We start from the raw sequence: 25,558 nt of genomic DNA, 5'->3' as shown, positions 1-25,558 counted from the left end.
CGAACTTGCTGCGATAATGATGCGGATTTCTGAACCGCCACACTAGTTCGATGTCGCACGCGCGAGAAAATCGGTGAGCGCCTTGCGGTCTTCCGCCGATCCAATGCGTTGCTCCGGCATCTTTGTCCCCGGCGTATAGGCGTTCGGACCGACCTCGAACAGCTTTGATACTGTTTCCGGCGTCCACACGATGTTCATGCCCTTCAGGGCTTCTGAGAAGCGGTAGCCGGGAAGGGACGCAATCCTGCGGCCGTACAAGCCCGCAAGCGTGGGGCCCGCGCGCTGCACCTCCTTGTCCGACAAGGTGTGGCAGGCAATGCACGCCCTGAACACCTCGGCACCGTGATCTCCCGCATAGGCGGCAAGCGGATCGCGTGCCGTGGCTTGCAACGAAGAGCCGATGGGATCGCCAGTCCGCGCATTCCAGCGTCGGATCTTGCCGTCGGCTCCGCCCGTCAGCAATGTTACGTTGTCCGGCAGGAACACGACTGACCACACCGGCGAACCGGAATCGCCCAACGTTCGGGCGATGCTCCGCGCCTTTCGATCGAAGATGGCCACGACGCCGCCAATTGCTGCAGCAGCGATCAACGTGGCGTCCCGCGACATCGCCAGCGCGATGATTGGCGTCGCGCCGGCTTGCGCCTCGCCCGTTTCCTGACCCTCCGAGGTGAGAAAGCGCAGCTTTCCATCGGCGCCACCCGTCACGACTTCGCCGTCAGGAGCGACCGTCAGTGCGTTAAGAGGTGACGGGAGCACGATGACGTCCGGCGTTCCGCCCGTCCTTGGCCAGATCCTCAACTCGTGATCGTAACCGACACTGACGAGCGATCGTCCGTCCGGAGTGAAAACGACTCCATTTACGTTCTGCGCATGCCCCTCCAGCACCTGCTGGCCACCGTCAGCAAGCGACCAGACGCGAACCGTGTGATCCCACGACGCAGTGGCGAGCTTCGCGCCGTCCGGCGAGACAGCGAGCGAAGCGATTGGCGCGCGATGGCCCTCCAAAACCTGATCCGGCCGCGGCCGGCCAGGCGTCCAGATCGCTATCCGCGCGTCCGCTCCGGCGGTCGCCATGCGCCCATCCTTCAGGAAGGCGACTGCGTTCACGGCGTCCGAATGAAAGCGAAGGACCTGCTCGGCGTATTCGGTCTTGAGCGACCATCGGATGGCGGCAGTGTCGAAGCTGCCCGACAGGACGCTATTGCCGTCACCGGAAATCGCAATCGCCCGCACGGGCCCACCGTGGCCTGTCAATTGCGCTTGCGCCGGCGTTGAATAAATCGCCAGCAGGGCAGCGATGATGCTGAGACTCGGGACGAAATTCATCGGCGGTTTTTCGGATCAGCCTAGGCACGTCGCTCGCGGCCACGCAGGAATTTTTGCATTTTCGCAACCCGCATCAACGACCGAGGTCGTTGTTCAGTTTCCATGCTGCGCCGCGGGACGGAGCCTGCTACGCAACGCCGCAATAGGTTCGGCTTGAACCCAATATAGCCAGATCCTATGGTTGTTCCACACGTCGAGGATGACGGCATGCAAATACGACCTAGAACGTATCTGCATTTCATCTCGCTGTGGCGATCATTTCGCGATTCGCTTCCGCCACGCCGCGGAGACGTGCGCGCTGAAACGTCACCGTCCCTTATCTATACAGTAGTCGTGCTGGCGTTTCTCTTGGCCCTTTTGGAAGTCGACGCTCATCGAGACGAATTGGAATCACTTGGCCTTTTGGGGCACAGCTACCCGATTCCGGTCGCATTCTTGAGCCCGTAGGCCTCGCCGCTCTACCAAGCTTCGTTCGCCCTCGATGTTCCTTCAAGCGCGGAGCCTTTTGCGAGCCCTCGCTGTGTCTGCTACGTGGCCTTCTACTTAGCGCTTCGTTGCCCTCGGAAAGACCAATGACCGATCGTCAAAGTCCTCAGCCGGCAGCTTGTCTGCGCCGCGGGCGCTTTGCATGTCTTGTAATGTCGACATGCTTGCTGTTCCGGCGCGCCCACTCGTCGAGCCCGAGTGTGATCGCGGGATGGCGGTAACAGCTGTAAGCAGACCGATAGCGGCGATGAAAAAAATAATAATCAGAGGCTTCATGCGAAATCTCCTGTTCAGCTGAAATTCAGGAAACTTTTGCAGCGACCTGATTAGTGCGAAGCGCGACGTGAGGGTGTGAGCCTCCTCACACCTCCGAAGATTCTTGCGCTGAGCGCTTGTCAGGTTCCTGATTTGGAACACATGCAGATCAAGTCGCCTTCGTCTCTGGAGCGAGATTCGCCGACCGCGCGGGACGGCAGGGCCTGTACTTGGCTGGTAAAGCGAACAATCTTCAGGAGGCATTACAAGACGGCGCAGATTGGCGCGCTTCCTGCGCAGTGACGTGTGACTGTCTTTCACCTCCGACAACTAAGGCTTGCTCATCCTCCGTCGCTCGCACACCTCCTCTTGCGCCCGGAGAACCTTTGTCGTGCACATCGTCGCCGTGCCTCACGCCAAAGGGCCTGCTCACACTGGTTGTCACAAGATTTTTCTTGATCTCCCGGTGCACACGTCGTGCACACGCCGGCTTCTAATATCTTGAACAGATTGCTATTTTAGTCCAGTCCATCATGGGCGCCACGGAAAAGCGATAGTCTTGCGATTTCAATTATTTAACCATTCGTCGCAATTGGACAAACACCATGGCAGTGCAGGGTCTTGGCTGACCTCTCAAAGCGGTTTGCGCGCATCCTTTGCCTGAATGCGCTTCCTATTCAAGTAGAATAAAGATGGTGGCGAGCAAGAGAGAGCAATGCGGAGCACGATTGCTCTAACAAGAAGGATCTGAGTCCAGCCTCAGCTCAAATGGCCCAACACCTCAATAGAGGGTGAACGGCCAGATCAAACTAGACAAAGCTGACTGGAACAAACCCCGCCGACCAGAATATCGAAGCGGAGAACCGCAAGCTCAAGAAGCTGCTGGCCGAGTCGATGCTGGATGTGTCGACGCTGAAGGAGATGCTCGGAAAGGACTTCTACCCTTCGCAAAGGCCCGCGTCCCTCAATCCGATGCTGCGATAGAGCGACGGCGTCTCGAGCCACTCAGCCTTGTGGAGAAATTCGCTGTCCGAATAAGTTCCTTCAACATGTTGATCCGCCCCAAACTCGCCGCCACCGATCTCACGCCGCTGCAAGGATAACACGCAGCGGTGCCGTGACCGCCTGGCGCTGGCTATCTGGAAACGCCAGCAACTCCGACGCAACGCTCGGCAGGGTTCGCTTTTCTTCAACTCGCTGCCGAAACAATCTGCGCATCTCCCGCCTCGCGCGGAAAGAAAATCGCCCGACTGACATCGACCGAATAGCGATCCACGAATCCAGTCGCATCGTTGGCAAGCTGAACAACCGACCCCAGAATGAAGTCCACCTCATCGTCGGTCAGCAGGACGCCGAAATTGAGCCGTATGAAGCCCGGCCTGCGAAGCTCATCGCCATCGGCGATCAGGCGGCGCAACATGCTCGATTCCTCATCGTCGATGCACAACAGGCGATGAACGTAGGGCCCAGCGCAAGCGCAGCCGCCACGCGCCTGAATACCGAAGCGGTCGCTCAGCATTCGTGTGACGAGTTGTTGATGGATATGACCTCCGTTGCCGTCCCCTATCCTGAACGAGAAGATCGGAAGGCTTTCGGCCCGCGTGTTACCGAGAAGCTCGAGGCGGTCGATCCCGCTCCACGCCGCCAACGCGCGCGCACGTAACTCGGCATTGCGTTTCGCCATGGTGTTGACGCCAATCGCGTCCTTGACGAGAAAGGCGAGCGCGGCGCGGATATCGCCAACCACGTTGGGCGTTCCGCCTTCCTCGCGCACCTCAAGGCTTTCGCTATAGTCGTGCTCGGTCGGCGTGACGAACTTGACTGTACCACCGCCGGGCCACGTCGGCTTCTTCACGTCCACGGCGTCGCGGCATACGATCAGGATGCCCGAAGCCGCCGGACCGCCGATGAACTTGTGCGGCGATACTACGACCGCGTCGATGAGCGCGCCCGCGGCGGGCTCCATCACAATAGGTAAGTACGGACCTGCGCCCGCGTAGTCCCATACCACTCTGGCCCCGGCGTCCTTCACCCGCTTGGTCAGCCCGGCAACGTCGGAAACGATGCCGGTGACGTTCGATGCTGCAGAAAGTGCACAGATCACGAGGCGGCCATCGGCGTCCGCCAACGCCGCATCGATTTCGCCGAGATCGGGCCCACCCGATGCGGCTTCCCGAATCTCAACAATCTCTGCGCCGCTTTCGCGCCAGGGAAGGATATTCGAATGATGTTCATAAGGACCGATAATGATCCGCGGTCGCACACCGGCAGCCATGCTTTCGGTCACGCCGAGCAGGTTGACCAGACGATTCAGACCGGCAGTCGCGCCAGAGCCTGTGAAGATCACGGCATACTCGTCGGTGGCGCCGCAGCAGGCCGCGACAGTTTCGCGCGCCGCGCGGCGAAATCCGGTCATGGCACCGCCACAATAGGACGCCTCGGTATGACTGTTGGCGTAGTATGGCAGCACATTCGATAGAATGAACTGCTCGATGCTCATCAACGCGCGTCCGGAGGCCACGTAGTCGGCATAGACAAGTCGTTTCGAGCCGAATGGTCCGACGATCGGCGCGTCTTTGCCGATGAGGTCGGAAGCCATACGCTCGAGACGATCCGGCCCGGCAAGATCCGTCCTAAAATCGTCCAGCAGCTTACGCGCTTGCAGATAATGTTGGCTGACCATGGTCATTGCGAGAGCTCCGAAAATAAAGCGTTTGACTTGCGCGCGCTGCGGTACGGCATCGTTGGTGGTGCGAAACCAGGGGTGGATTCTGCGCCGAGCCGGCGATGACCGGCTTCACCCCCCGAACCTCCTTCGGCGATCCGCCGCGTCCCTCACCTCTCGTGCGCCGATTCTTATGAGGCCGGCACCAAGATCCCAACCTCCTCGCCCAACGTCTTTTTCAGCTTCGATTCCCTCAGGCTTTTCATCTGCCGCTCCACCTCACACGCGGGCCGGAGTGCCCCGCTGGAACGCTCCGGCCCACGTGAGTTCTCGTTATTCGCCTCCCGAAGCCGGGCGGCTGGCCGAAGCCAAGACCGGCTGCGCATCGGGGGCGCCCTTAAACGGGTTGCTGATGCCCATCACTACGAGCGGCACCACCAGCGCGACATAGGCGTTGTCGATGCCGTAGGGATTACCCATGATGAACCAGGCGATAGTCGCGACGAGCGATGCCAGGATGCTCAGGAACGCGCCAGTCTTGTTACCGACCGTCGGCGTGTAGAAAACGAACAGGACAAGCACTGACAGCGAGGCTCGCAACGCTTTGCCGAGGAAGGTCACCGACAAGACGTTCGGCGTGTAGATCGCAAGGACGATTGGCAGCAGACCCATGACGATGGTGGCGATGCGGATGAACCGCAGCGAACCCTTCTCGGTCGGATTCTTTACAATTAGCCCGGCATAGAAATCCTTGTAGAGAAGGGTTGCGGTTGCAACCGCGAACGCGGCGAGCGATCCGAACAGCGAAGCCGCAAGGCCCGCCGCAACCACGCCGGCCATCAGGCCATCCATCTGCGCGATCAGCGCCGAGAACGCGTTGATCGATTTGATGTTCGGAAACAGCGCGAACGAGCACATGCCGACCAGCGCGGTGATAACGCCGAACGGCACGAGGAACAGCGCGGTCGAAAAGCTCGCGATCTTCGCACTGCGCGGATCATCAACCGTGTTGATCGCCTGGATGACGTACTGGGTCGAAAACGTCGCGCCAACCCCGGCGATGAACCACGCGAAGATCTGACCCCAACCGACATTGACCCAGGAGAACATCTCGGGCGGAAGCTTGGCCTGAAGCTGCGAGAAGCCGCCGACTTGGGTAAGACCGAAATAGAGCGCAGCGCCGACGCCCAGATACTTGGCGAAGGAGTGCACGATGTTGGTGTAAACCACCGACTTCATGCCGCCCATGAACACGTAAAGCACGGACACCACGCCGCAGATAACAATGGCCATAGTGCGGTCGATCGCCAGCAGAGCGCTGAGGATCGTTCCACCACCGGCATAGATTGCGACCGCAACGATCTCCAGCGCGAAGATCATTACCAGCGAGGTCGCGAGCCTGGTCTTTTGGCCGTAAACCTCGGCGAGAACGGCCGAGATCGTGTTGTGACCTGACCTCTTGTATTTCGCGGCGAGGAAGAAACCGTAGAAGATGAAGCCGGCCGCCAAAGCGAGGATGTTCCAGGAGGCCGAAATGCCGAGCTTGTAAGCCTCCTGCGCGGTGCCCACGCTTGCCGATGTACCGATGAATTCGGACATCAGCATCAGGCCGACCAGAACGGCCGGAACGCCAGTCTTGCCAGTGGTGCCAGTAGTGAAGGTATTGGCCGTTTTCACCGAGCGCTGGATAATCGATGTCACGACCCCCAAGCCGATAATGTAGATCGCGACAATAGCGAGCGCGACGTAATTTGGATGCATCTCGAATCCTCCCCTACGAGGTATCGTTTGGACCTCGCTAGCGTTGCTTTTTCCCTCTTTAAACATGTTCAAGACATTTTATTATATGAACCGACGCCGATATCAACATCTTTGAGGTGCGCATCTCACATTTCTAAAGCCGCAGCCATTTGCTCGACGTTCGTCACCCCGGAGAACAGACCGGGGCAGTCGCGATCAACGATGCGTTAGGGTCGTGAAACCGACCGCCGCGCCCCCCTGATTCCGACGGAATCAGAGCCAAGACTTGCAGCGTTCCTCCTGCTGCGCCGTCTTGACGCCAGACGAATTTCGCTCCTGCCGTGCGAATTCGCGGCTGCGATGGGGCCGCCGCCGCCCAGATTCTCGACGACATCGAGCACAACGCGGCTTTCGACAACAAGGACGCCGGGCCGCGCCAGGCGCGGCCGGAACGAAGCCGGGAAATGTTCGGTGTGCCAGCCGGGCACATCGATCGTCTGCTGCAGGTGGTACCCGGCATGGGCGAAGCAGAAACCGTACCGCCCGTTGATCCTGCTGATCGATCGCCGCCGGGCGGGCCCCAGGCGATATACGGCTTGCCGTCACGCATCGCGAAAGTCGGCGACAGGGAGGAGCCCGGCCGCAGCGAGGCCAGCGCCCGTGGTCGTTTGACATTTTCAAGAGGTTGCGAGCTCTTGAATCTTCTGCTAAAATTTGTCTATGGGACATGTTGTATCACTCCGAGATCCACCTCGGAAAAAGGTTGGCTTGCGGCAAAGTGACGTAGCATTCAACGCTATTCACAAGGCAGTGGTGCGTTGCGAACTGATGCCGGGATCGATCGTGACCGAGGTCGACCTCGCAAACCAGTTCGGCGTCGGCCGGGCGGCTGCCAGAGCAGCCGTGGATCGTCTGTCGCTGATCGGTTTGCTTCAGCCGGTGCGCCGCCAGGGCTATCGCGTCAAGCCGATCACCCTGCGCGATCTCAACGACCTGTTCCAGCTTCGCGAAATTGTCGAGGTGGCCTGCGTCAAGCTCGCGGCCGGGCGGGTCGACTCCGCCGATCTTCACCGCCTCGACCGGCTGTGCCGCACTGACTATCAGCCCGGCAACAAGGAAAGCGAAGCGATCTTCCTACAGCGCAATAGCGACTTCCATCTCAGCATCGCGGCTGCCACCGGCAATGAGCGGCTCGTCGCTGTTCTGAAGCAGACGCTCATGGAGCTCGAGCGCATGTTCCATTTCGGTCTTTCTCTGCGCGACCGCGGCAGCGAGATGCATTCTGAGCATCAATCAATCATCGTCGCTTTGGCCGAAGGCGACGCCGAAACGGCTGAACGGGTCACCGTCGATCAAGTGCGCTCCTCGCGCGCGATGGTGCTGGATGCCCTGCTGTCGAGCACCTCACTGCTCGACGTGAAGATCGGCGTCAGTGAAGAAGGTCGGTTCGTGTAGCGCACGGTTTTGCCGGCCCCGGCACGCCGATTAAAGCGCGATGGCTTTAGGTTGAATCACCATCGCGCTTTTGCTTTTTGATTGGGCATGATGTTTTCGGAAAACCGGTATCCACTTTTCCGCATCATGCCCTAGAACACTTCCAGAAGCCGATAAGAATTATCAGCGCAAGCCGCGCGGAAGATCAATCCGCTCCAGCAAATGCCGGGACTAAATATCTGGAACATATCAGGTAGTGACCCATGGCATGCGATGCCCCGTGGAGTCGGCGGCCTAGCGCCCAGCAGCATAGGCCTGCATCCCTCTCGGATTTGCGGCGGCCCTCAACCAGCCGCCCTCGCGTGAGGCCGCCGTCAGCCTGCCCTCGGACCAATCCTCTCCGACCTCCACGATATGGCCGCGACCGCGAAGGGTCTTGACCACGTCGTCGGAAATGCGCCCTTCAACAATCAGCACCCCGGGACGCGCGAGGCGAGGCCAGAACGACGCCGGAAAATGTTCGCTGTGCCAGGCCGGCGCATCGATCGCTTGCTGCAGGTTGTGCCCGGCGTGAATGTGACGTAGCAGAAATTGTGTCGCCCATTGATCCTGCTGATCGCCCCCTGGGGTTCCCCAAGCGAGATACGGCTCACCGCCGCGCAGAGCGAGAGTTGGTGACAAGGTGGAGCGCGGCCGTTTTCCGGGCTGCAGCGAAGCTGGATGCTCTTCATCCAGCCAGAACATTTGCGCGCGGGTGCCCAGGCAGAAACCGAGGCTCGGGATGACCGGCGAGGATTGCAGCCATCCCCCTGACGGGGTCGCCGAAATCATGTTGCCATGTCGATCGACTATATCGAAATGCACGGTATCTCCGCGCTCGGCACGGAGTCGGCCAACCGTGGGCTCTCCTGTACCCGTGGCCGACACGGACTGGCGCACGCCACCCTTGCGCATCGCGACCGCTTTGCCGTAACCGGGAATCTTGCCGGACAGCAGCTGCATCGATGCCTGCTCGGAAATCAGCATTCGGCGCTCGGCGTTGTAAGTCTCTGACAACAGATGCTCGACCGGCGTTTCGCCGAAGTTCGGGTCGCCGTAAAACACGTCCCGGTCGGCGAAGGCGAGCTTGGCGCACTCTACCTGCAGATGGATGAACTCGGCACCGCAGGGGTCGAGTCTGTCCAAGTCGAAGCCCTTCAGCAGTGCGAGCTGTTGCAGGAGTACCAGCCCCTGCGTCCACGGACCGGGCTTGTAGACGACGTAATCCCTGTAGGTGTAGCTAATGGGCGCTTCGACTGACGCCCGCCAGCTCGACATGTCCGCACCGGTGAGCAGGCCCTGGCGCGGCACGCCGGTTGAATCCATGACGGCATTGGTTCTGCAAAAATCGTCGATCGCCTCGGCGACGAACCCTTGCGCCCAGACTCGGCGTGCACATTCGATCTGGGCGTCACGGCCGCCACCAACGGCTTTCGCTTCGGCGAGCAGGCGCGAATAGGTCGCAGCCAACGCTTCGTTGCGGAAGATCGTTCCGGCCGCCGGAATGGCGCTATGCGGCAGATAGACAGCGGCAGACGACGACCAATGCTCGCGAAACAGCTTTTCGACGGTTGCGATCGTGTCGCAGATGCGCTGCACCAAAGGATAACCGTTCCTGGCGTACCCAATCGCCGGCGCGAGTACGTCTTCGACGGACATGGTGCCGTAGTCTCTGAGCAGTAGCATGTAGGCGTCGAAGGCGCCCGGTACGCAGGCGGCCAGCAGCCCGGAGCCGGGGACGAGATCGAGTCCCATCTGATGAAAGCACGCGATGGTCGCGGCGGCGGGAGCCGGTCCCTGGCCGCATATCACCTCCGTTTTCCCGCGCCGCACGTCATAGACCAGAATCGGGACGTCCCCGCCCGGTCCGTTGAGATGCGGCTCGACGACCTGGAGAGCAAGTGCCGTCGCGACGCCCGCATCGAAGGCATTGCCTCCGCGCTCCAGAATGCCCATGCCCACCGCCGTGGCGATCCAGTGCGTCGAGGCCACCACCCCGAACGAGCCGGTGATCTCAGGTCGCGTCGTGAAAATTTCCTGCTGTGCGCTCGCCATAACGGCTCCGGTGTCCTGCCCTGTCTTTTCCGATCACAGTCCCCCGCGGACCGGACGGAAGAGCGCCGAGCCCGCCTGGGCAATCCGCGGATCTGACGGTCTATGATTCTTGCGAGAGCTCGCGCGCACGCTGGGCCAGCGCCGCGCGATCAACCTTGTTGGTCGATGCGAGCGGGAATTCGTCCAGGAACCAGATCGCGCGCGGGTGCTGATAGGCCGCGCCGCGCTCCAGAGCGAAAGCCTTCAGCGCGCTGGCGTCGACGGTCGCGCTGGGAGCGAGCCGCACGAACGCGACCGGCTTTTTCCCCTTGATCGGGTCATCTATCGGCACCACGCAGGTCTGGATCACATCCGGATGGGACTCCAGCATGCGTTCGACCTCACCAGGAAAGATGTTTTCCCCGCCGCTGACAAACATGTCGTCCACCCGGCCGACGAAATAGTAGAAGCCGTCCGCATCTCGGCTGAATACATCGCCGGTGACGTAGTAACCGTCATCCGTGAAAGGCCGCGGCAGGTCGGGGCGGTTGTGGTAGCCACTCATCATCCCCGGCGACCGCAACTGCAGGACGCCTTCGTCCGCCTCCGCACCGGTCTGATCCATCAGCCGCAAATCTACCTGCGAATGCTTGTAGCCGAGCGACAGGTTCGGCGTCGGCTTGCCCTGCGGATGCGGTCCAAAGACAATCGGACTGCCCTCCGTTGTGCCATAAGCGTTCAGGATCTTGGCTTTGGGGAAGGTGTGCCTGATCTCGTCGAGCAGGCTAGCACCGATCGGCGCCGAGCCCATCCTGAGATTTTGTACCGACGACAGGTCTGCGCTGGCCATCGCCTGCTTGTCATCGAGCATCATGGCGATCATCGGCGGCACTGAGGTCAGCCAAGTGGGGCGGAAGCGACCGATCGACTCGACATACGGCTTCACCTTGAACTGCGGCATGAGAACCATGCTGGCATTTCCCGCGAAGACCAGGAGCGACAGCGCGAGCGCGTTCATGTGGTAGAGCGGGGCCGCGATCAGCATGCGCTGATCCTCGATGCCCTGCGGCCCGAGCCGCATCTCCACCACCCAGCGCTGGGCGTCATGAGACAGAACCACACCCTTCGGCTTGCCGGTCGAGCCGGATGTATACAGGATCGTCGCCGCTTCGCCCTTTTTCGGTTCGATTGCATCGAAAGATCCCGGCTGGACGAACGCACCGAACTCCGCGTCGTCGAAATCGATCGCGACGACATCGGCGGGAATAACAGCGCGGCGCTCGCAATCGCAGAACACCAGCCGCGCCCCGCAGTCCTGGATAATGAACTCAACAAGATGGCGCGGCAGACGAAAATTGATCGGCACGGACACGAGCCCGGCGCGCATGATGCCGAGATGAGCCGCGAGGTAGTCTGAACTGTTTGCGGCCAGGATGGCGATCCGGTCGTCTCGCTCAAAACCGCGACTGACGAGAGCCCTCGCCACGCCATCAGCAAGCGCGTCGAGTGCACTATATGTCACCTCGCGGGCCCGCTCGCCGTCGAAGTCGATCACAGCGACCTTGTCCGGCTGGCGTGCAGGATCGATCAAGGCCCCTAAATTGAGTGATGAGATCATGCCAAACTTACATTCGGTTCGAGAAATTCGAGCATCACGCCGAAGCATTCAGCAGCGGGGGCGATCAAGTGATGACGGTCCAACCCGACCAGCTTGTCGGTCCACCGTGAATCCAAACTGGCCCTGAATGCATTCAGCGAGCGGACGGCGATGCTCATTCCCACGACACGCGGAAGCGCCCCTTCCAGATCAACGTTATTGCGATAGAGATTTGCGAGACGTTGTCGCGACATGAATTCAACGCGCGTGCCACCGACGTCGACAGTAGCGTCCGGGCCGGGCCTTACTCCGACCGCCCGGGCGAGCCGACCGGCCTGCGCATCGAGATCATCAGCGGCGACCAACACCCGCTTCAAGCAGTTCGCCGTGTTCGGATGCTGCATGAACGCCCCATTCCAGACCAGGCCCGGCGTCAGGTGTTCGCAGAAATAGAGACGGGAAGCCGGAAAGAACTCGCGATCCATGTGAATGGTGCGAAACCGCGCCTCGGCGGTCTCGCCGTCAATCGTGACTGGCCGGCTGAAGGCTTTCGGCTCGAGGGCTGGCAGTTGCTGAGATTGCAGCCGCGCTTGCGTGACCTCGATATCGTCGCTGCTGTAGACCAAGCCGTTCAGACCGACAGGCCAATCGAGGAGTTCTTTCCGCGGATTGGGATTCGCCGGATCGAGGCCGATGAGCTCGAGGTAATTAGTGCCGAACACGATCAGATGATTCATCGACCCAAGGCTATGATAGCCTCGTGGCGAGATCTTGAAGCCGAGCGAACCAAACAATTCCTCGCCGGCATCGAGATGATAGTGGAGGTTCAGAACCGCGTGATCAAACATCCCCTCACGCCTCAGGATGGCAGATTCTGCCGCCGTCCTGAGGCCATTGTTGTCTTGGGGCGGGACTACCACGTAAGGCTACCCGATCAGGCCTTCGGAGACGCTGTGAGATAGACCCCTCGGCCACTGGCAAGAAGAGCACCATCCTTGTCGTGGACGCTGGCTTCCGCGACGGAAAACTGGCTGCCCAGCTTCACGATGCGGCCCTTTGCCGTCAAGTCGCCAGGCATCGCGGCGCGGTGATAGTCAACCCGCATGTCGATTGTCGGAACGCCGCGACCGGTATGCATCACCAGCGCCCAATCGGCCGCCAAATCGACGAGCGTCGCCAGGATGCCGCCATGCGTATAGCGGCGCTCCGGGTTGGCCACCCACTCTTCGCGCCAGGTGGCGGTCAGCTCGATACCGCTCTCGTCCACCTTCTGAACACGCAAGCCAAGCCATTCGTGGAAGGGGCGGGTCCTGATCATTTCCTCGACAGCGGCGGGTGTAAGCTTCTCGGTCATCATCGATCCTTCACATTGATTGTTTCCTGGAAGATCAGGCTGAGGGGTTCACCACCACCTTACCCAGAACCTCCCTGTTCTCGATCAACCGCAGACCCTCGATCGCCCGGTCGAGCGGAAGAACCTTGTCGATCACCGGCTTGAGCTTCTTTGCCGCAATCAGACGCATCAGATCGGCAAGGTTATCGTCGTAGAAGCTGTTGGAGCCGATCACCTGCAGCTCGAAGCTCCAGATGTAACGCAGGTCCTCCTTCGGATCGTGCCCGGCGGTCGCGCCGCAAACGAGCAACTTGCCGCCGCGCTTGAGGCAACGCAGCGAGGGCAGCCAGGTGTCGCCGCCGGTGAAGTTCACAACGACGTCGACGCCGCCGTCATAGGTGCGGCGCTGCGGCTTGCCGTACTTTTCGATCGCCCACTTCGAGAAGTCGACGTCCTTGTAATTGATCACATGATCGGCACCCAGATCACGAAGACGCTGCATCTTGTCCTCGCCACCCGCACAGGCGATGACTTCAGCCCCCGCGAGCTTGGCTAGCAACACGCACCCCGTGCCGACGCCGCCGGATGCACCAAGCACCAACACGCGGTCGCCAGCCTTGATCGTATTGTGGGTCACCAGCATGCGATGCGCTGTCCCGTAGGCGACCGGAAGCGAGGCGGCTTCTTCGTAGGAGACGTCATCCGGCATTCGGATCAACTGGTCGGCAGCGACCAGGCAGTATTGGGCCATGCCGCCATCCATCATCTCGCCGAGCAGCCCCTTCTTCTTGTTCAGTGGATTGACCAGAACGCGGTCGCCCTTTTTCCAGCCCTGGACGCCGGCTCCGACTTCAGAAATCTCGCCAGCCATATCGAGGCCGATCACCACCGGGAGCGGCACCTTGATGCCCGGCATGCCGCGCACGGTGAAGACGTCGTGGTAGTTGAAGGAGGAGGCTCCGACGCGAATGACCACATGTCCGTCGGTGGCAGTCGGTATCGGCCGATCATTCACGATCTTGAGATTTTCAAGCCCGCCATGGCTTCCCAAAACCAGCGCGCGCATCGTTCCTGTCGGCATTCAACTCTCCCTGACATGTTCTATGAGGTATTGATACATATCGTTATGTCGCCTGTCTATCCAAATTTCCTACGATCTGCTCGATCTAATGGCTCCATATCCGATGACTTGAACCTCTTTGATAATCTCACTGCGCTCCTACTAATATGTTCAAATCGCTCATCGCCAGAAAGCCCATGGGCTGCGACAAAATCGATCACGGCGGCGAGCGACCGGTTGATCGCGGTGCCAAACCAGACGCTCGTCGAATTGGAGCGGATGTTTCATTTCGGGCTTTCGCTCCATGATCGCGGCGCAATGGTGCTGGACGCCCTGCTGTCTAGCGCGTCGTTGCCCCACACGGCGCGGTCGGCAGGATCCATTCTCTGCGATCGAATGCCTTATTCTTCTTCGCTGCCGAGGGCTTCCCATATTGCGCGTGTGTATCCAGTAAAGTCCGTGCTCGCACGCAGAGCACGCAGGTTGCGGGGCCGGGGCAGTGCAATTCGATGCTCCGCGAGGATGCGGGCCGGCCGTGGCGAGAAAACTATGATGCGATCGGCAAGCGCAACGGCCTCCTCGATGTCATGGGTGACGAACAGGATGCTGCGCCGCTCCGCCTCCCAAATGCGCAAAAGCTCACGCCCCATCACGGCTTTGGTCTGGAAATCAAGGGCTCCGAATGGCTCGTCCATCAGCATGACGGCCGGTTCATAGGCCAGCATACGCCCGAGCGAAACGCGATGGCGCATGCCACCGGACAATTGCGCTGGATAGGCATCTCGAAACTCGGATAGACGCAGAAGGGCCAGCAACTCTGCAACTCGCTTCGTCCAGAGCGACGGCGAGACGCCGGCCAAAGCGAGACCTACTTCGATATTTTCGCGCACCGTCTGCCAAGGCAGAAGCGTGTCTTTCTGAAACATGAAGCCAATATGCTCGGGCGGCCCGTTGACCCTCCTTCCATCGACTGTGATCGATCCGCTCTCGGCGGCGTTAAGGCCAGCGATCGCCCGCAGGATCGTCGACTTGCCGCAGCCGCTCGGTCCTACAAGGACAACGAATTCGGCCTTATCCACGGTCAGGCTGACGCGGTCGACGACCTGTAAGCGACCGTGGTCGGTCTCGTAGGAAATCGAGACGTTGTCGAGCAGTATGCGTGAGGCCTCTGCCTCTGCCGCAGCCGTCATCTCTGCCCGCGGCGCCAATGCAGCACCCTTCCTTCGATCATGAAAATGATTTGATTGGCGATCATCGCAACAAGCATAAGAAGGAACAAGCCGGTGAAGACGCCGGTCGTATCGAGCTGGCCGCCGGCGCGCGTCACGTACCAGCCCAAGCCGCGGTTCGCGCCGATCAACTCACCGACGACAGCCCCCACCAGGGACAGCCCGATCCCGATGCGAAAGGACGCAATGAGCCATGGAACAATGGAAGGAAGCGTTACCTTGCGCATAATGTAGGATCGTGACGCGCGCATCGTACGCATCAGATCGATGATATCGGGATCGACGGTACGAATTCCTTCAGTAACGTTCATAATGAAAACGAACAAAACCATTGAAAACGACATCATGATTTTCGCGAAGAGGCTAATCCCGAACCACAAGATGAACATCGGGGCAAGCGCGACGCGAGGCAGGCCATAAAGGCCCATGACGAAGGGGTCGACAATTTTCGCCGCGCGCCGATAGCGCGCCAGGGCCACGCCAATCGGCGTTCCGACCACCGCGCCCAGCAACAGCCCCAGCAAAGCTTCTGCAACCGTGGCGTAGACGTGTCGAGAAAGTTCTCCGCTTCTCAGCAATGCGATGAGCCGTTCACCGATCAGACTTGGCCGGCTGCTCCAGAACTCGTTGAACAGACGGCCGGCGGCAAGTTCCCAGATCAACAGTAACCCGATGATCAAAGCCAGACGCCAGCAGAAGGTCGCATAATCCACGCCACCGCGCACGAGCGGTCTCGTGGTCGAGGTTTCCTCTGCGATGCCTGGTTCAGCCATGGGCGGTCAAGGTAGATAGCGAAGCGCAACGACATCCTTGTAGGTGACCGCCTTCACACTCGGGTCGGCAACCCGCAACATGTCGAGCGCGGTTTTGAATCCAGCCTCTTTCGCGCGTCCGTCATGGGACAGATTGCGCTCGGCCGCATCCCTGGCGACCGCTGCGACGAGATCCGGCGACAGAGCTGGAAAGCGCTCGCGGACAGCTGCCTGCACGGCTTTCTGATCCGTCTGAATGATCTTCTCAGCCTTGACGATGGCCCGCGCCGCTGCATGCGCAGTCGCGTCATTTTCCTTCAGCCAGCTGCCAAGGGCGATGAGATCCAGGGCCATATGGTCAAGGTCGCGGAAATCCGCGATGAATTTATATTTCCCTGTCGCGATGTTCGCCTGGACGTCAGGCGTCGTGAACATGCCGGCTGCAATCGAGCCGGTGTCGAGCGCAGCTCGCATAGAAGCTCCCGTACCCGCAGCGATAATTTCGTAATCGGTGTCTGGGTCCAGGCCGAGATTCCGTATCATATAGCGAAGCGTGTTGTCTGTGAGGCTGCCGGGAGAAGTGATCCCGATTGGTTTGCCGCGCAGGCCTTTCAAATCGGCTATGGTCGATCCGACCGGAGCCAACAGCGAATACGGATGCTTGTCGAGCAAGGCGACCAAAACGGCGCCTCCAAGACCGCGACTGGCCAATCTCATCGCATGATCGCCGCCACAGATGCAGAGATCGACTCCGCCACCCACCAAGGCTTGAACGGCGGGCCCGCCTCCTTCGAAATCGATGATCTCGGCCGCAATACCCTCCGCCTCGAACAACTTCTGTTGCATTGCGACGACCACCGGGATGGACGCGATCGATTGTTGTGCCGAGGCAATGCGAAGCACGGTCGCAGCGCTCGCCGTCTCGGGATGTGACGAGACAGCGAACAACGGGCAAAACGCCAGCAAGACTAGTCGGAACGTGATGATTGTCCGCAATCGCCGCTGGAAAGCCTTTTCCTTTGTACTCCCGCGCGCCGCGGTCAATGCGGCAACTTGGCAGCGAAGGCGGAATTTCGCAGGCACAGGCGGCCTCTGGGGTCCTGCCATAATTTTTCCTTTTCGTGCAACAGGCCAACTGCCCGCGCCACCGCATTGAACTCATAGCTGGAAAAGCGCTCGGCGACCTCGGTGAAATAAAGCGGCGTTTCGCCGAGGATGGCGGCGATCTCATCCGCGAGCTTGTCAATGACCGACGCAGAGGCCGTCTCGCCCTTATGATCGGATTTGCCGCCAAGGTAATCGGTAATCTTGGCAGTATCGGCGTAAGCGTAAGTGATGCGCTCATAGCGCTCTTTGGGAATTCCCTCTGAAATCGTCGCGTCGATCCCAACCTTCGCGGTTGTCGGCACAACACCGTGTGGCGTCGGCGCGAGACTCGGATCCAAAGGCTTGCCGCGGGCACCGCTGATGATCATGATGTCGCGATCGCCCTGGACCCGTGTCGCGATCGCCCATTCGACCTCGACGGGATTGAACACGTCGATATCGTCATCGACGACGACGACATGCTTCAGATCCATGACCGACAGAGCAGCCAGAAGCGCGTTCTTTCCCTCACCGGCCTGCTTCTTGATCGAGATGACCGCATGCCAGAAGGTGACGCCGCCCATCGTCATATTGATATCCTTGACGGCCACGCCTGCAGTCCGCAACGCCTGCCGGATCGCAGTATAGCGGGTCGGGGCCATCAACCAGGTGTTTTCCCACGGCATGTGCAGGGCATAATAGACCGCATCACGCCGCATCGACACCGCTTTCACGCGGACGATTGGATTCCAGTGGAGCCCCCCCATCAACCAGGTGAATTCACCGAACCGGCCTTCGGGGTGTGTCCAGCCCGTCGGCAGGACTTCAGCCTCCAGGACGATTTCAGCATCTGCAAGATAAGGAACATCGACGGTTTCGCAGGCTCCCAGTTGAACCGGGCGCCCGCGAATGCCGCCGGCGATCGCCATTTCGTCTGCGCCCAGCGGTGCGCGGAAACCAGCCCCAAGCAGTTCGATAGGGTGCGTGCCGATGCTGATCGAAATCGGCAAAGGCCGCTGCGTCTCGAATGCCCGCTGCACGAACAACCGCATGTTGTTCGGAGTGACGATATCGATGCCGGTCAGATTCTTCTCTTTGACCATGAAGCGGTAGATCCCGGTGTTCATGCCGAACTCGGCATCTTTGGCGATGACCACGCCGGCAGTGATCATCGGGCCGCCGTCGTAGATCGACGACATCGGGATCGGAAGCTTGTAGAGATCGACATCATCGCCGGACATCACGATCTCGCGCGTCGGCGAACTGGCGACACGCTGGGGCGAAATCGGATTGTTGATGCCGTTCTTGAGTCTGTCTTCGATCTGCAGATATTCCGTCGCACCCATAGCCATCATGGCCCGTTCGCGCGACCGGATAATTCCCGAGACAACCGGCATGTCGTAGCCGATGACATTATGGAAATACAAAGCCTTGTCAGACTGATCGACCAGGGTCGCGATATGGCGAATATCGATCGGCTGACGGAAGTCAATCAATTCCTTGCATTGGCGCAAGCGGTCGAGGAATTGGCGAAATGTCTCGTCCATCCGATTTTATCTCCGTGCCGTCTGGGTGGGGGTGCCGTTTGGCGAAGAAAGATTCAATGTCATGTTGCGCTGCGGATGATCCCGGCCGGCCGGAGTAGGCAATCCCGGGATTTGCAAACGCGAACGCTCGAGCTCCAACGACCTCGATCAGATCGACGGCGATGCCGGACAGGTCCGACACCCCTCGCCCATTGATATCCGCGTTGCTCGAAGACCTCGGCTTCCGCAAGCGAGAGCGGCCAACCAAAGCGAACGGCCTCGCTCCGGATCTGCGGCGGACGGCTCCGAACCAAGCTCATCACTCCATCGGACAGCATCCGAGCGTCCCCTCTTTTTTGTCATTGCGCGACAGCCGACCCGCTCGGAGAATCCTTCCGGCCGCAAATCGCCGTCGCACGAAACGCAGCGAAAGCGCCCCGGCACCGCCATCGAACGATTTTCATTATTTTGCTGAAACCGACCCAAAGATCAAGTTTCTTTTCGCCAAGAGATCATCATAGAGAAATATCTTGCGCAGTATTGAAAATGTGCGCAATGATATGCCTTCAACGGAGATGGCCCAATGCCTTATTTCATGCAGGTCGGCGAAATACCCAGGAAGCGTTTTTCTCGGTTCGAAAAAGCGGATGGCAGCCTCTACGCAGCCGAGGTGATGGGGGAAGAAGGTTTCTCCTCCGACATGTCGTTGCTCTATCACAAGGAGGCCCCGACCGGCGTGCTCTCCTACGAACGAGCCAATTTCAAAGCGCCAGAGCTCTACGACAACACTCCGTTGATCCCGCGCCTCTTCAACACCTCCGACCTCGTCGAGACCGGCAATACGCTGACCGCCCGCACCGCACTGTGCGGCAACGATGACGTCATGGTGTCTTTTGTGAACGCGGACAAGGCATCGCCGCTGTATCGCAATGCCATGGCTGACGAATTGTACTTTGTGCACGATGGCGAGGCGACGGTGGAAACCGTGTTTGGTACGCTGGCCGTTGAAAAGGGCGATTATGTCGTCCTGCCCAAGGGGACGACCCATCGCTTCGTCCCGAATTCGATCTTGCGCGCCCTGGTTTTTGAGGTTGCCGGTCATGTGCGCCCGCCGAACCACTACCTCACGCAGTATGGGCAGTATCTCCAGATGGCGCCCTACTCCGAACTGGACCTGAAGCGACCGACAGGCCCCTTGCTCCGTGAGGGCGAAAATGTCGAGGTCATGGTACGCACCCGCGAGGGAATGACGCGCTACGTCTATCAGACCCATCCCTTCGACGTCGTGGGCTGGTTCGGCTGCAACTATCCCTATATCCTCAATGTCCGGGATTACTCGCCGATTACCGGCAGCTTTCACCGGCCGCCCCCGGCGCATCAGGTTTTCGAAGCGACCAACCTGGTCATCTGCAACTTTGTGCCGCGGATGCTCGACTACGACCCGCGCGCGATGCCGATTCCGTCATTCCATTCAAATGTCGATTCGGACGAAGTCATCTTCTACGCCGAAGGCAATTTCTTCAGCCGCAAGGGAGGCATCGCTCGCGGAGGGCTGTCGCTGCATCCATCCGGTCATACACATGGTCCGCATCCAAGCGTCTTGAAAAATGCCGGCGCCAAGGTCGGACAACGATCCGAAGAATGCGCGATCATGCTCGACACGTTCCGCCCCCTTCGAATTGCCCGGGAGTCCACCAAGATCGAAGTCGCGGATTACGTAATGTCCTGGACGCGCCCCTAACCGCCGGTATGTCGGACATGGCATCTGTGGTAACAAATCCTGTTGGTGACGCCTTAGGTTGCGGGTTTGCCCATGGATGATCTCGACATCACTCTGCTGCAGATCCTGCAGGAGGATGCGACGCTGAAAGTCGCCGAAATAGCCCAGGAGGTCGGCCTGTCGCCGACTCCCTGCTGGCGCCGCATTCAAAAACTCGAAGAAGAAGGCATCATTCGCAAGCGCGTCGCGTTGCTGGACCCGGCCAAGCTGCACGTCGGCGTTACGGTGTTCATCGCGGTTCGCACAAATCAACACAACGCCGCATGGGTTGAGAAATTTTCCGCGATCGTCATGGATATCCCCGAAATTGTTGAGTTCTACCGCATGAGCGGGGATGTCGACTATCTCCTGCGCGCGGTCGTTCCCGATATCGCCGGTTACGACGCGGTCTACAAAAGATTGATTGAGCGCATCGAGCTGACGGACGTGAGCTCGAGTTTCGCGATGGAACAGATCAAGTTCACGACCGCACTGCCTCTGAAGTTCGCAACTCGCACCGAATCCGAATTACGAAACGACAAGGAGAGCAGATCGTGACGGAAGAAAACGGCGCCCTTGCCGCCTTCAATACGCGTGTTGCAGAAGACCATCTGGTCGGCAACTGGGTCATCGAACCGCACCTGGTCACGCTCGGCGACGGTCCGAAGCCGGCATGCGCGCCGCATGTTTGGAACTGGAAAACCGTCCGAGATCATCTGCTGCAGACATTCTCGATCCTCCCCGATACCGAAGGTGCGCGCCGGGTCCTGACTTTTCTAAACCCCGCCTTGCCCCGCGGCACAACCCATACTCTATCGTCGGGTATCCAACTCATCGGCCCCGGCGAGATCGCCACGGCTCACAATCATTCGATGAATGCGCTTCGTTTCGTCATCGAGGGAGCCCCCAAGCTGGAAACGGTGGTTAACGGCGTTCCCTGTCCGATGGACAACTACGACCTCATTCTCACGCCCTCCTACAGCCTGCACGACCACTACAATGGATCGGCGGGTAACGTATCCTGGCTCGATGTTCTCGACGTCACGCTCTATGCGCGGCTCAATCAGATGTTCTTCAGCCCGCACGAGCAGCCCCGTCAGGCCCATCGCAACGTCATGCCGGGCGACGGGCCGGCGTGGCTGCGCCCGCGATGGGGGGAGCCGCAGGATTGGGTCCAGTATCGCTTCCCGTGGAGTGAGACTTATCCCCTGCTGAAAAAAATGGCGAGCCAGGGTCCGGGTACGCCAACCAACGGCGTCATGCTCGAATACACCAATCCGATGACAGGAGGGTCGCTGTTCCCGACGATGAGTTGCACGCTGCAATGGCTGCATCCGGGGCAGACGACCCGCCGCTATCGCCGCACAACCAGCAGCATCTATTTCGTCATCCAGGGACATGGCACCTTGACCGTCGACGACAAGGCCTTGTCATGGGGGCAGCACGATACATTCGCATTGCCGAACTGGGTTTGGCACACATTTGCCAATCCATCGAAGAGCGAACCGACAATCCTGTTCGGGGTCCATGACGAGCCCGCCATTCGTGCACTCTCCATGTACCGCGATCAGGTCGCCGAGGCCTAGAACCGCACCGCCCCCCGGAGAAGCACAAGTCCTCTCGCGCAAGCGAGAGTTCAGAGCGCCTCCAAATGTCGTGTCGTTGAATTTTTCATTGAGGAGCGATCGTGCAGTTCGATCTGACTTTTTTCCCCAAGACGGTGGCGCGGCCGGCATGTGCCGGGGCGACGACACCGGGAGCCCTGGTCACGGCCACGCCGGCGATCATGCCGCACGCTCCGGCTGGCTTCCGCCTCGACACGGCTCATGACAAGCACGGGTGAGGCGATGCGAATCTGCAGATTTAATTCCGATCGGATCGGGGTCGTCAACGGCGGGAACGTCCACGACGTGACGGATTGCCTCAATCAGCTGCCTACCCTGCATTATCCCTTCCCCCAGGAGGACCAGCTCATCGCTCACCTCGACGAGCTGCTGCCGGCTTTCGCGGCGCGGGCTGCTAACGCTCCCGGCCTCGATCTGGCCCAGGTGAAGCTCGAAAATCCCATTGCCAATCCCAGCAAGGTGATCGGCGTACCGTCCAACTACAAGAAGCACATTGAAGAGGCGGGCCGCGATCCCGTGATTGGACAAGGACGGCCTCGGCAGACGCTCAAGGAAGCAGGGTTGTTTCTCAAGGCTAACACCGCGCTGTGCGGCAGCGGTGATCCCCTCGTTCTCCATTTTCCCGATCGTCGCACGGACCATGAGCTGGAACTCGTCGCGGTCATCGGCCGGAAGGCGAAGAACATCACCGAAGCCGAGGCGCTCGACCATGTGGCCGGCTATACGATCGGTCTCGACATGACGCTTCGAGGACCTGAAGACCGCAGCTTGCGCAAATCGATCGATACCTATGCTGTCGTCGGTCCTTGGCTCGTGACCCGCGACGAAATTGCCGACCCAGATGATCTCGATATGACTTTGTGGGTGAACGACGAAAAACGCCAGTCTTCGAACACCAAGCATATGATCTACAATGTGGCGCAACAGATCGCGATCGCGTCGACGTTTTATACTTTGTTGCCCGGTGACATCATCATGACCGGCACGCCCGAAGGCGTAGGTCCAGTCAAGGCCGGAGAATGGATGCGCGCGGAAATCGAGGCGATTGGTGCCATGGAGATCCGGGCACAAAGCTGACCGGTGGAGAAGATTGAGGCATGGTTTCCATTCCGACGGAAGCGAAGGCGACGAGACCGCGGCAACGTGCGAGCACCTCGGAATGGCGTGGCATCGTCGTCGTTGCCGGGCTGCTCGCGGTCTGGCAGTTGGCGGCCGAATGGATGCAATCGCCATTTCTCCCGAGCCTGCAGCAGATCGGCCGCGCGGCCGTCCAGCTATCCGCCAGCGGCGATCTCTTGCAACACCTCGAAGCGACCGTCGGGCGTGTCATCGTCGGATTTCTCACCGGCACCGCTGCGGGACTCATCATCGGTCTCTTGCTGGGCGTTTCGATCTGGGTGAAACGCCTGACGGACTCCGGCTTCACGCTTCTTCGGCATATCCCGATCTTCGGTCTCATTCCGCTCGTGACATTGTGGTTCGGGACGCAGGATCTCGCGAAGATCGTCCTGATTGCGATTGCCGCCTTCTTCCCGACCATGTTGCAGACGCAGGAAGGCCTGCGCGCCGTGCCGGCGAAATACCTCGAACTGGCTGAAGCGCTGACCTTCAGTCGCTGGCAGACTTTCAGGCGCGTGCTTCTGCCATCCGCCTTGCCGTTCATTCTGACCGGCGTGCGGCATGCGATCGCATTCGCCTGGATATCCGGGGTTGGCGGCGAGCTCTTCATGAACACCGGCGCGGGGCTCGGCAGCCTCCTGACGGCAGCGCGGATCGAAACCCGGATGGACTACATACTCCTTGGCGTCGCGATCGTCGCCGTAATCGGCTATGCAATGACCCGCGGCGCCGTGGCCGTCGAAAAACGTATCATCACCTGGCCTGCACCACGCTGAGATTGCGCGCTCGCCTCTGCTACCGCCGCTGCTGCAACCATTCCTGTTGACAGAGTGCGGTTCCGAGCTACAGGCCTCGGCAGCGCGACATGATGGCCTTGGCATCGAAGACGCCGCTGCTGCGCCATGCGACATGTCCATCGGGCCGAACCAGGACCCAGGCCGCACCATAAAGCGCCGCCGCCTTGCGATCGTCGATAGCGACCGTTCGCAGGGGCACGCCGTCCTCCCGCGCGACCTGGACCAAACTTTCGATTTCGGGGCTTGCCTCGAAACAAAGCAGCGTCAAGTCGGTGCCGAACAGATCGAGCGTCGAGCGTCCGTCGGCAAGCCAGGCATGTGGTGCCCGCATGCCCGGACGCGCACGGCTTCCGGCTCCCGCGTCGGCATCGTCCCGCTGCACGATCGGCGAATTCTCGTAGGTATACGTCATTTTCTCTTCTTCGCTGATCGAGAAAGCACCAAGGTTTTTGCGCCATTCATCCAGCGCCGCACCGGACTCGCCGCCGATCGTTTGACCGGGAATATTGCGGATCTGGCCATAGATGCGCGTCGCGACCGCCACATTGCGCAACGCGATAGGCCGACGCTCCGCCTCGTAAGAGGCCAGCAGTTGGGGGCCACCCCAACCTTCAATCAGAGCAGAAAGTTTCCAGCCGAGATTGACGGCCTCCTCGATGCCGGTATGCATGCCAAGCCCTCCGGTCGGGGAGCATTGATGCGCGGCATCGCCTGCGATCAGCACGCGGCCGTGCCCATACGCATCGGCCACGACATCGCGGCGCTCCCATGGCATCACCGACAGCAATTCGTACGGAAATGGCGTTCCCGCCATTTTGACCAGCGCAGCCTCCGGATCGCGAACGAAAGCCTCGTCGTCGAAGACGGTGAGACGCCACAATTCGCGGCCGTCGATCGAAATCAACTCGGCCCAGCAGCCGCTTGCGTCGATCAAACGATAGAACCTGGCCCAACCCTTGTCATGGAGAGAGGCAAGGGCGCTGGAACGAAAGAAGATGTTGACGCTATGAGCGACGATGCGCATCTCGCCCAAACCGATGGCGAGCTTCTCACGGACCATCCCGCCGGGGCCATCGCAACCAACGAGATATTTCCCCGCCAGGACCTCCGTTCGCTCCGTCGCAAGATCGGTCAGAGTCGAGGAAACCCCGTCGGCCGTCTCCTCGAAATCATCCAATCTCATCCCATATCGAAGCGTCACGCTGGCATAGCTCGCCGCATGTTTGGCCAGAATGGGATCGAAGTAGATCTGCGGGCAATGGCAGCCGCCTTCCGGCGTGAAGGCGAGCAAGCCTCGGGCCGCCGACGGCGGCAGCTTGTTGCGCGCAAACTCGTGGCCGCGCAGGTTGTCCAGATAAACGAAGTCCATTGCATGACTTTCGGGCCATACTGCCGTACGGACCTCTTCCGCAATGCCCCAACGGCGACAGAACTCCATGTTGCGTGCACTGACCGCGCTCATGCGCGGCAGGCTGATCGTCCCGTCACGCCTTTCGACGACGGTGCAGGCGATGCCGCGCATACCGAGCTCACAGGCGAGAGCCAGGCCCACCGGACCCGCGCCGGCGATGATAACGGATGTTGTGCCATGCGTTGTTGCCATTTTCGGCCCTGCTACCGGCGTTGGTCCGACTGCCATCGAAAGTTCCCAACTCACATTTTCCGGCGAACTGCCCAAAACGAACAGGCCGAC

Annotated in this window: 22 protein-coding genes; 8 read left to right on the top strand and 14 right to left on the bottom strand. The window is 60.0% G+C overall.

Features of this window, described 5'->3' with window-relative positions:
- Positions 1–42 precede the first annotated feature (42 nt).
- From QOU61_RS14955 to QOU61_RS14940, 4 genes are all read right to left on the bottom strand, one after another.
- The gene (locus QOU61_RS14955; RefSeq protein ID WP_289659637.1) at positions 43–1,329 is read right to left on the bottom strand and encodes a c-type cytochrome; all 1,287 of its coding nucleotides are present in this window, start codon (positions 1,327–1,329) and stop codon (positions 43–45) included.
- A gap of 543 nt (positions 1,330–1,872) precedes the next feature.
- Entirely contained in the window at positions 1,873–2,091 is a 219-nt protein-coding gene (locus QOU61_RS14950) for a hypothetical protein (RefSeq protein ID WP_289659635.1), read from the bottom strand.
- Positions 2,092–3,259: 1,168 nt separating this feature from the next.
- Positions 3,260–4,759, bottom strand: coding sequence for an aminotransferase class V-fold PLP-dependent enzyme (locus tag QOU61_RS14945; protein ID WP_289659633.1), 1,500 nt, complete (start codon positions 4,757–4,759; stop codon positions 3,260–3,262).
- A 309-nt stretch (positions 4,760–5,068) separates the two neighbouring features.
- On the bottom strand, positions 5,069–6,496 hold the full coding sequence (locus QOU61_RS14940) for a sodium:solute symporter family protein (protein ID WP_289659631.1): 1,428 nt from the start codon (positions 6,494–6,496) through the stop codon (positions 5,069–5,071).
- A gap of 320 nt (positions 6,497–6,816) precedes the next feature.
- Between QOU61_RS14940 and QOU61_RS37345 the strand changes: the two genes are divergently transcribed.
- Together QOU61_RS37345 and QOU61_RS14930 are read left to right on the top strand one after the other, a co-directional pair.
- A complete protein-coding gene (locus QOU61_RS37345) occupies positions 6,817–7,257 on the top strand; it encodes a hypothetical protein (protein WP_502876929.1) in 441 nt (146 codons plus the stop codon).
- A 61-nt stretch (positions 7,258–7,318) separates the two neighbouring features.
- Complete coding sequence (locus QOU61_RS14930; protein ID WP_289659630.1) at positions 7,319–7,930, top strand: GntR family transcriptional regulator; 612 nt, start codon at positions 7,319–7,321, stop codon at positions 7,928–7,930.
- Positions 7,931–8,203: 273 nt separating this feature from the next.
- Here QOU61_RS14930 and QOU61_RS14925 read toward each other — a convergent pair whose 3' ends face one another.
- The 9 genes from QOU61_RS14925 to QOU61_RS14885 all read right to left on the bottom strand — a co-directional run bounded on the left by QOU61_RS14925 (position 8,204) and on the right by QOU61_RS14885 (position 18,586).
- A complete protein-coding gene (locus tag QOU61_RS14925) occupies positions 8,204–10,003 on the bottom strand; it encodes a gamma-glutamyltransferase family protein (protein WP_289659629.1) in 1,800 nt (599 codons plus the stop codon).
- Between the two features lie 100 nt (positions 10,004–10,103).
- A complete protein-coding gene (locus QOU61_RS14920; RefSeq protein ID WP_289659628.1) occupies positions 10,104–11,600 on the bottom strand; it encodes a class I adenylate-forming enzyme family protein in 1,497 nt (498 codons plus the stop codon).
- Positions 11,597–12,427 (bottom strand): VOC family protein, encoded by an 831-nt coding sequence (locus QOU61_RS14915; RefSeq protein WP_289659626.1) that lies wholly within the window; start codon positions 12,425–12,427, stop codon positions 11,597–11,599. The genes QOU61_RS14920 and QOU61_RS14915 overlap by 4 nt, the downstream gene beginning before the upstream one ends.
- 86 nt (positions 12,428–12,513) lie before the next feature.
- Positions 12,514–12,933 (bottom strand): PaaI family thioesterase, encoded by a 420-nt coding sequence (locus QOU61_RS14910; protein WP_289659624.1) that lies wholly within the window; start codon positions 12,931–12,933, stop codon positions 12,514–12,516.
- A gap of 34 nt (positions 12,934–12,967) precedes the next feature.
- Complete coding sequence (locus QOU61_RS14905; RefSeq protein WP_289659623.1) at positions 12,968–13,978, bottom strand: zinc-binding dehydrogenase; 1,011 nt, start codon at positions 13,976–13,978, stop codon at positions 12,968–12,970.
- A 395-nt stretch (positions 13,979–14,373) separates the two neighbouring features.
- Complete coding sequence (locus QOU61_RS14900) at positions 14,374–15,162, bottom strand: ABC transporter ATP-binding protein (protein ID WP_289659621.1); 789 nt, start codon at positions 15,160–15,162, stop codon at positions 14,374–14,376.
- A complete protein-coding gene (locus QOU61_RS14895; RefSeq protein ID WP_289659619.1) occupies positions 15,159–15,974 on the bottom strand; it encodes an ABC transporter permease in 816 nt (271 codons plus the stop codon). The genes QOU61_RS14900 and QOU61_RS14895 overlap by 4 nt, the downstream gene beginning before the upstream one ends.
- A 6-nt stretch (positions 15,975–15,980) precedes the next feature.
- Positions 15,981–16,856, bottom strand: coding sequence for an ABC transporter substrate-binding protein (locus tag QOU61_RS14890; RefSeq protein ID WP_289659617.1), 876 nt, complete (start codon positions 16,854–16,856; stop codon positions 15,981–15,983).
- Between the two features lie 137 nt (positions 16,857–16,993).
- Positions 16,994–18,586 carry a UbiD family decarboxylase gene (locus QOU61_RS14885; protein ID WP_289659615.1) on the bottom strand — a complete coding sequence of 531 codons (1,593 nt, stop codon included), beginning with the start codon at positions 18,584–18,586 and terminating at the stop codon, positions 16,994–16,996.
- 562 nt (positions 18,587–19,148) lie between these two features.
- Here QOU61_RS14885 and QOU61_RS14880 point away from each other — a divergent pair.
- The 6 genes from QOU61_RS14880 to QOU61_RS14855 all read left to right on the top strand — a co-directional run bounded on the left by QOU61_RS14880 (position 19,149) and on the right by QOU61_RS14855 (position 23,844).
- On the top strand, positions 19,149–20,306 hold the full coding sequence (locus tag QOU61_RS14880) for a homogentisate 1,2-dioxygenase (RefSeq protein ID WP_289659613.1): 1,158 nt from the start codon (positions 19,149–19,151) through the stop codon (positions 20,304–20,306).
- Between the two features lie 72 nt (positions 20,307–20,378).
- Positions 20,379–20,882, top strand: a complete 504-nt coding sequence (locus QOU61_RS14875) for an Lrp/AsnC family transcriptional regulator (RefSeq protein ID WP_289659611.1) — start codon at positions 20,379–20,381, stop codon at positions 20,880–20,882.
- A complete protein-coding gene (locus tag QOU61_RS14870; RefSeq protein WP_289659609.1) occupies positions 20,879–21,910 on the top strand; it encodes a cupin domain-containing protein in 1,032 nt (343 codons plus the stop codon). The genes QOU61_RS14875 and QOU61_RS14870 overlap by 4 nt, the downstream gene beginning before the upstream one ends.
- A gap of 101 nt (positions 21,911–22,011) precedes the next feature.
- Positions 22,012–22,167, top strand: coding sequence for a hypothetical protein (locus tag QOU61_RS14865; RefSeq protein WP_289659607.1), 156 nt, complete (start codon positions 22,012–22,014; stop codon positions 22,165–22,167).
- On the top strand, positions 22,151–23,026 hold the full coding sequence (locus tag QOU61_RS14860; RefSeq protein WP_289659604.1) for a fumarylacetoacetate hydrolase family protein: 876 nt from the start codon (positions 22,151–22,153) through the stop codon (positions 23,024–23,026). The genes QOU61_RS14865 and QOU61_RS14860 overlap by 17 nt, the downstream gene beginning before the upstream one ends.
- A 20-nt stretch (positions 23,027–23,046) precedes the next feature.
- Entirely contained in the window at positions 23,047–23,844 is a 798-nt protein-coding gene (locus tag QOU61_RS14855) for an ABC transporter permease (RefSeq protein WP_289659602.1), read from the top strand.
- 67 nt (positions 23,845–23,911) lie between these two features.
- Here the strand turns inward: QOU61_RS14855 and QOU61_RS14850 are convergent, their stop codons facing one another.
- On the bottom strand, positions 23,912–25,468 hold the full coding sequence (locus QOU61_RS14850; protein WP_289659600.1) for an FAD-dependent monooxygenase: 1,557 nt from the start codon (positions 25,466–25,468) through the stop codon (positions 23,912–23,914).
- Positions 25,469–25,558: the final 90 nt, after the last annotated feature.

Source organism: Bradyrhizobium sp. NP1 (genome assembly GCF_030378205.1).
GTDB lineage: Bacteria > Pseudomonadota > Alphaproteobacteria > Rhizobiales > Xanthobacteraceae > Bradyrhizobium.
Note: the sequence above shows the minus strand (reverse complement) of the source record. Positions and strands in the feature narration are given on the sequence as shown.

Bases quoted from the DNA above. Each gene is read 5' to 3' on its own strand.
- QOU61_RS14955 (WP_289659637.1), bottom strand. From the start codon at position 1,329: ATGAATTTCGTCCCGAGTCTCAGCATCATCGCTGCCCTGCTGGCGATT.
- QOU61_RS14950 (WP_289659635.1), bottom strand. From the start codon at position 2,091: ATGAAGCCTCTGATTATTATTTTTTTCATCGCCGCTATCGGTCTGCTT.
- QOU61_RS14945 (WP_289659633.1), bottom strand. From the start codon at position 4,759: ATGACCATGGTCAGCCAACATTATCTGCAAGCGCGTAAGCTGCTGGAC.
- QOU61_RS14940 (WP_289659631.1), bottom strand. From the start codon at position 6,496: ATGCATCCAAATTACGTCGCGCTCGCTATTGTCGCGATCTACATTATC.
- QOU61_RS14925 (WP_289659629.1), bottom strand. From the start codon at position 10,003: ATGGCGAGCGCACAGCAGGAAATTTTCACGACGCGACCTGAGATCACC.
- QOU61_RS14920 (WP_289659628.1), bottom strand. From the start codon at position 11,600: ATGATCTCATCACTCAATTTAGGGGCCTTGATCGATCCTGCACGCCAG.
- QOU61_RS14915 (WP_289659626.1), bottom strand. From the start codon at position 12,427: ATGTTTGATCACGCGGTTCTGAACCTCCACTATCATCTCGATGCCGGC.
- QOU61_RS14910 (WP_289659624.1), bottom strand. From the start codon at position 12,933: ATGACCGAGAAGCTTACACCCGCCGCTGTCGAGGAAATGATCAGGACC.
- QOU61_RS14905 (WP_289659623.1), bottom strand. From the start codon at position 13,978: ATGCGCGCGCTGGTTTTGGGAAGCCATGGCGGGCTTGAAAATCTCAAG.
- QOU61_RS14900 (WP_289659621.1), bottom strand. From the start codon at position 15,162: ATGACGGCTGCGGCAGAGGCAGAGGCCTCACGCATACTGCTCGACAAC.
- QOU61_RS14895 (WP_289659619.1), bottom strand. From the start codon at position 15,974: ATGGCTGAACCAGGCATCGCAGAGGAAACCTCGACCACGAGACCGCTC.
- QOU61_RS14885 (WP_289659615.1), bottom strand. From the start codon at position 18,586: ATGGACGAGACATTTCGCCAATTCCTCGACCGCTTGCGCCAATGCAAG.
- QOU61_RS14880 (WP_289659613.1), top strand. From the start codon at position 19,149: ATGCCTTATTTCATGCAGGTCGGCGAAATACCCAGGAAGCGTTTTTCT.
- QOU61_RS14875 (WP_289659611.1), top strand. From the start codon at position 20,379: ATGGATGATCTCGACATCACTCTGCTGCAGATCCTGCAGGAGGATGCG.
- QOU61_RS14860 (WP_289659604.1), top strand. From the start codon at position 22,151: ATGACAAGCACGGGTGAGGCGATGCGAATCTGCAGATTTAATTCCGAT.
- QOU61_RS14855 (WP_289659602.1), top strand. From the start codon at position 23,047: ATGGTTTCCATTCCGACGGAAGCGAAGGCGACGAGACCGCGGCAACGT.
- QOU61_RS14850 (WP_289659600.1), bottom strand. From the start codon at position 25,468: ATGGCAACAACGCATGGCACAACATCCGTTATCATCGCCGGCGCGGGT.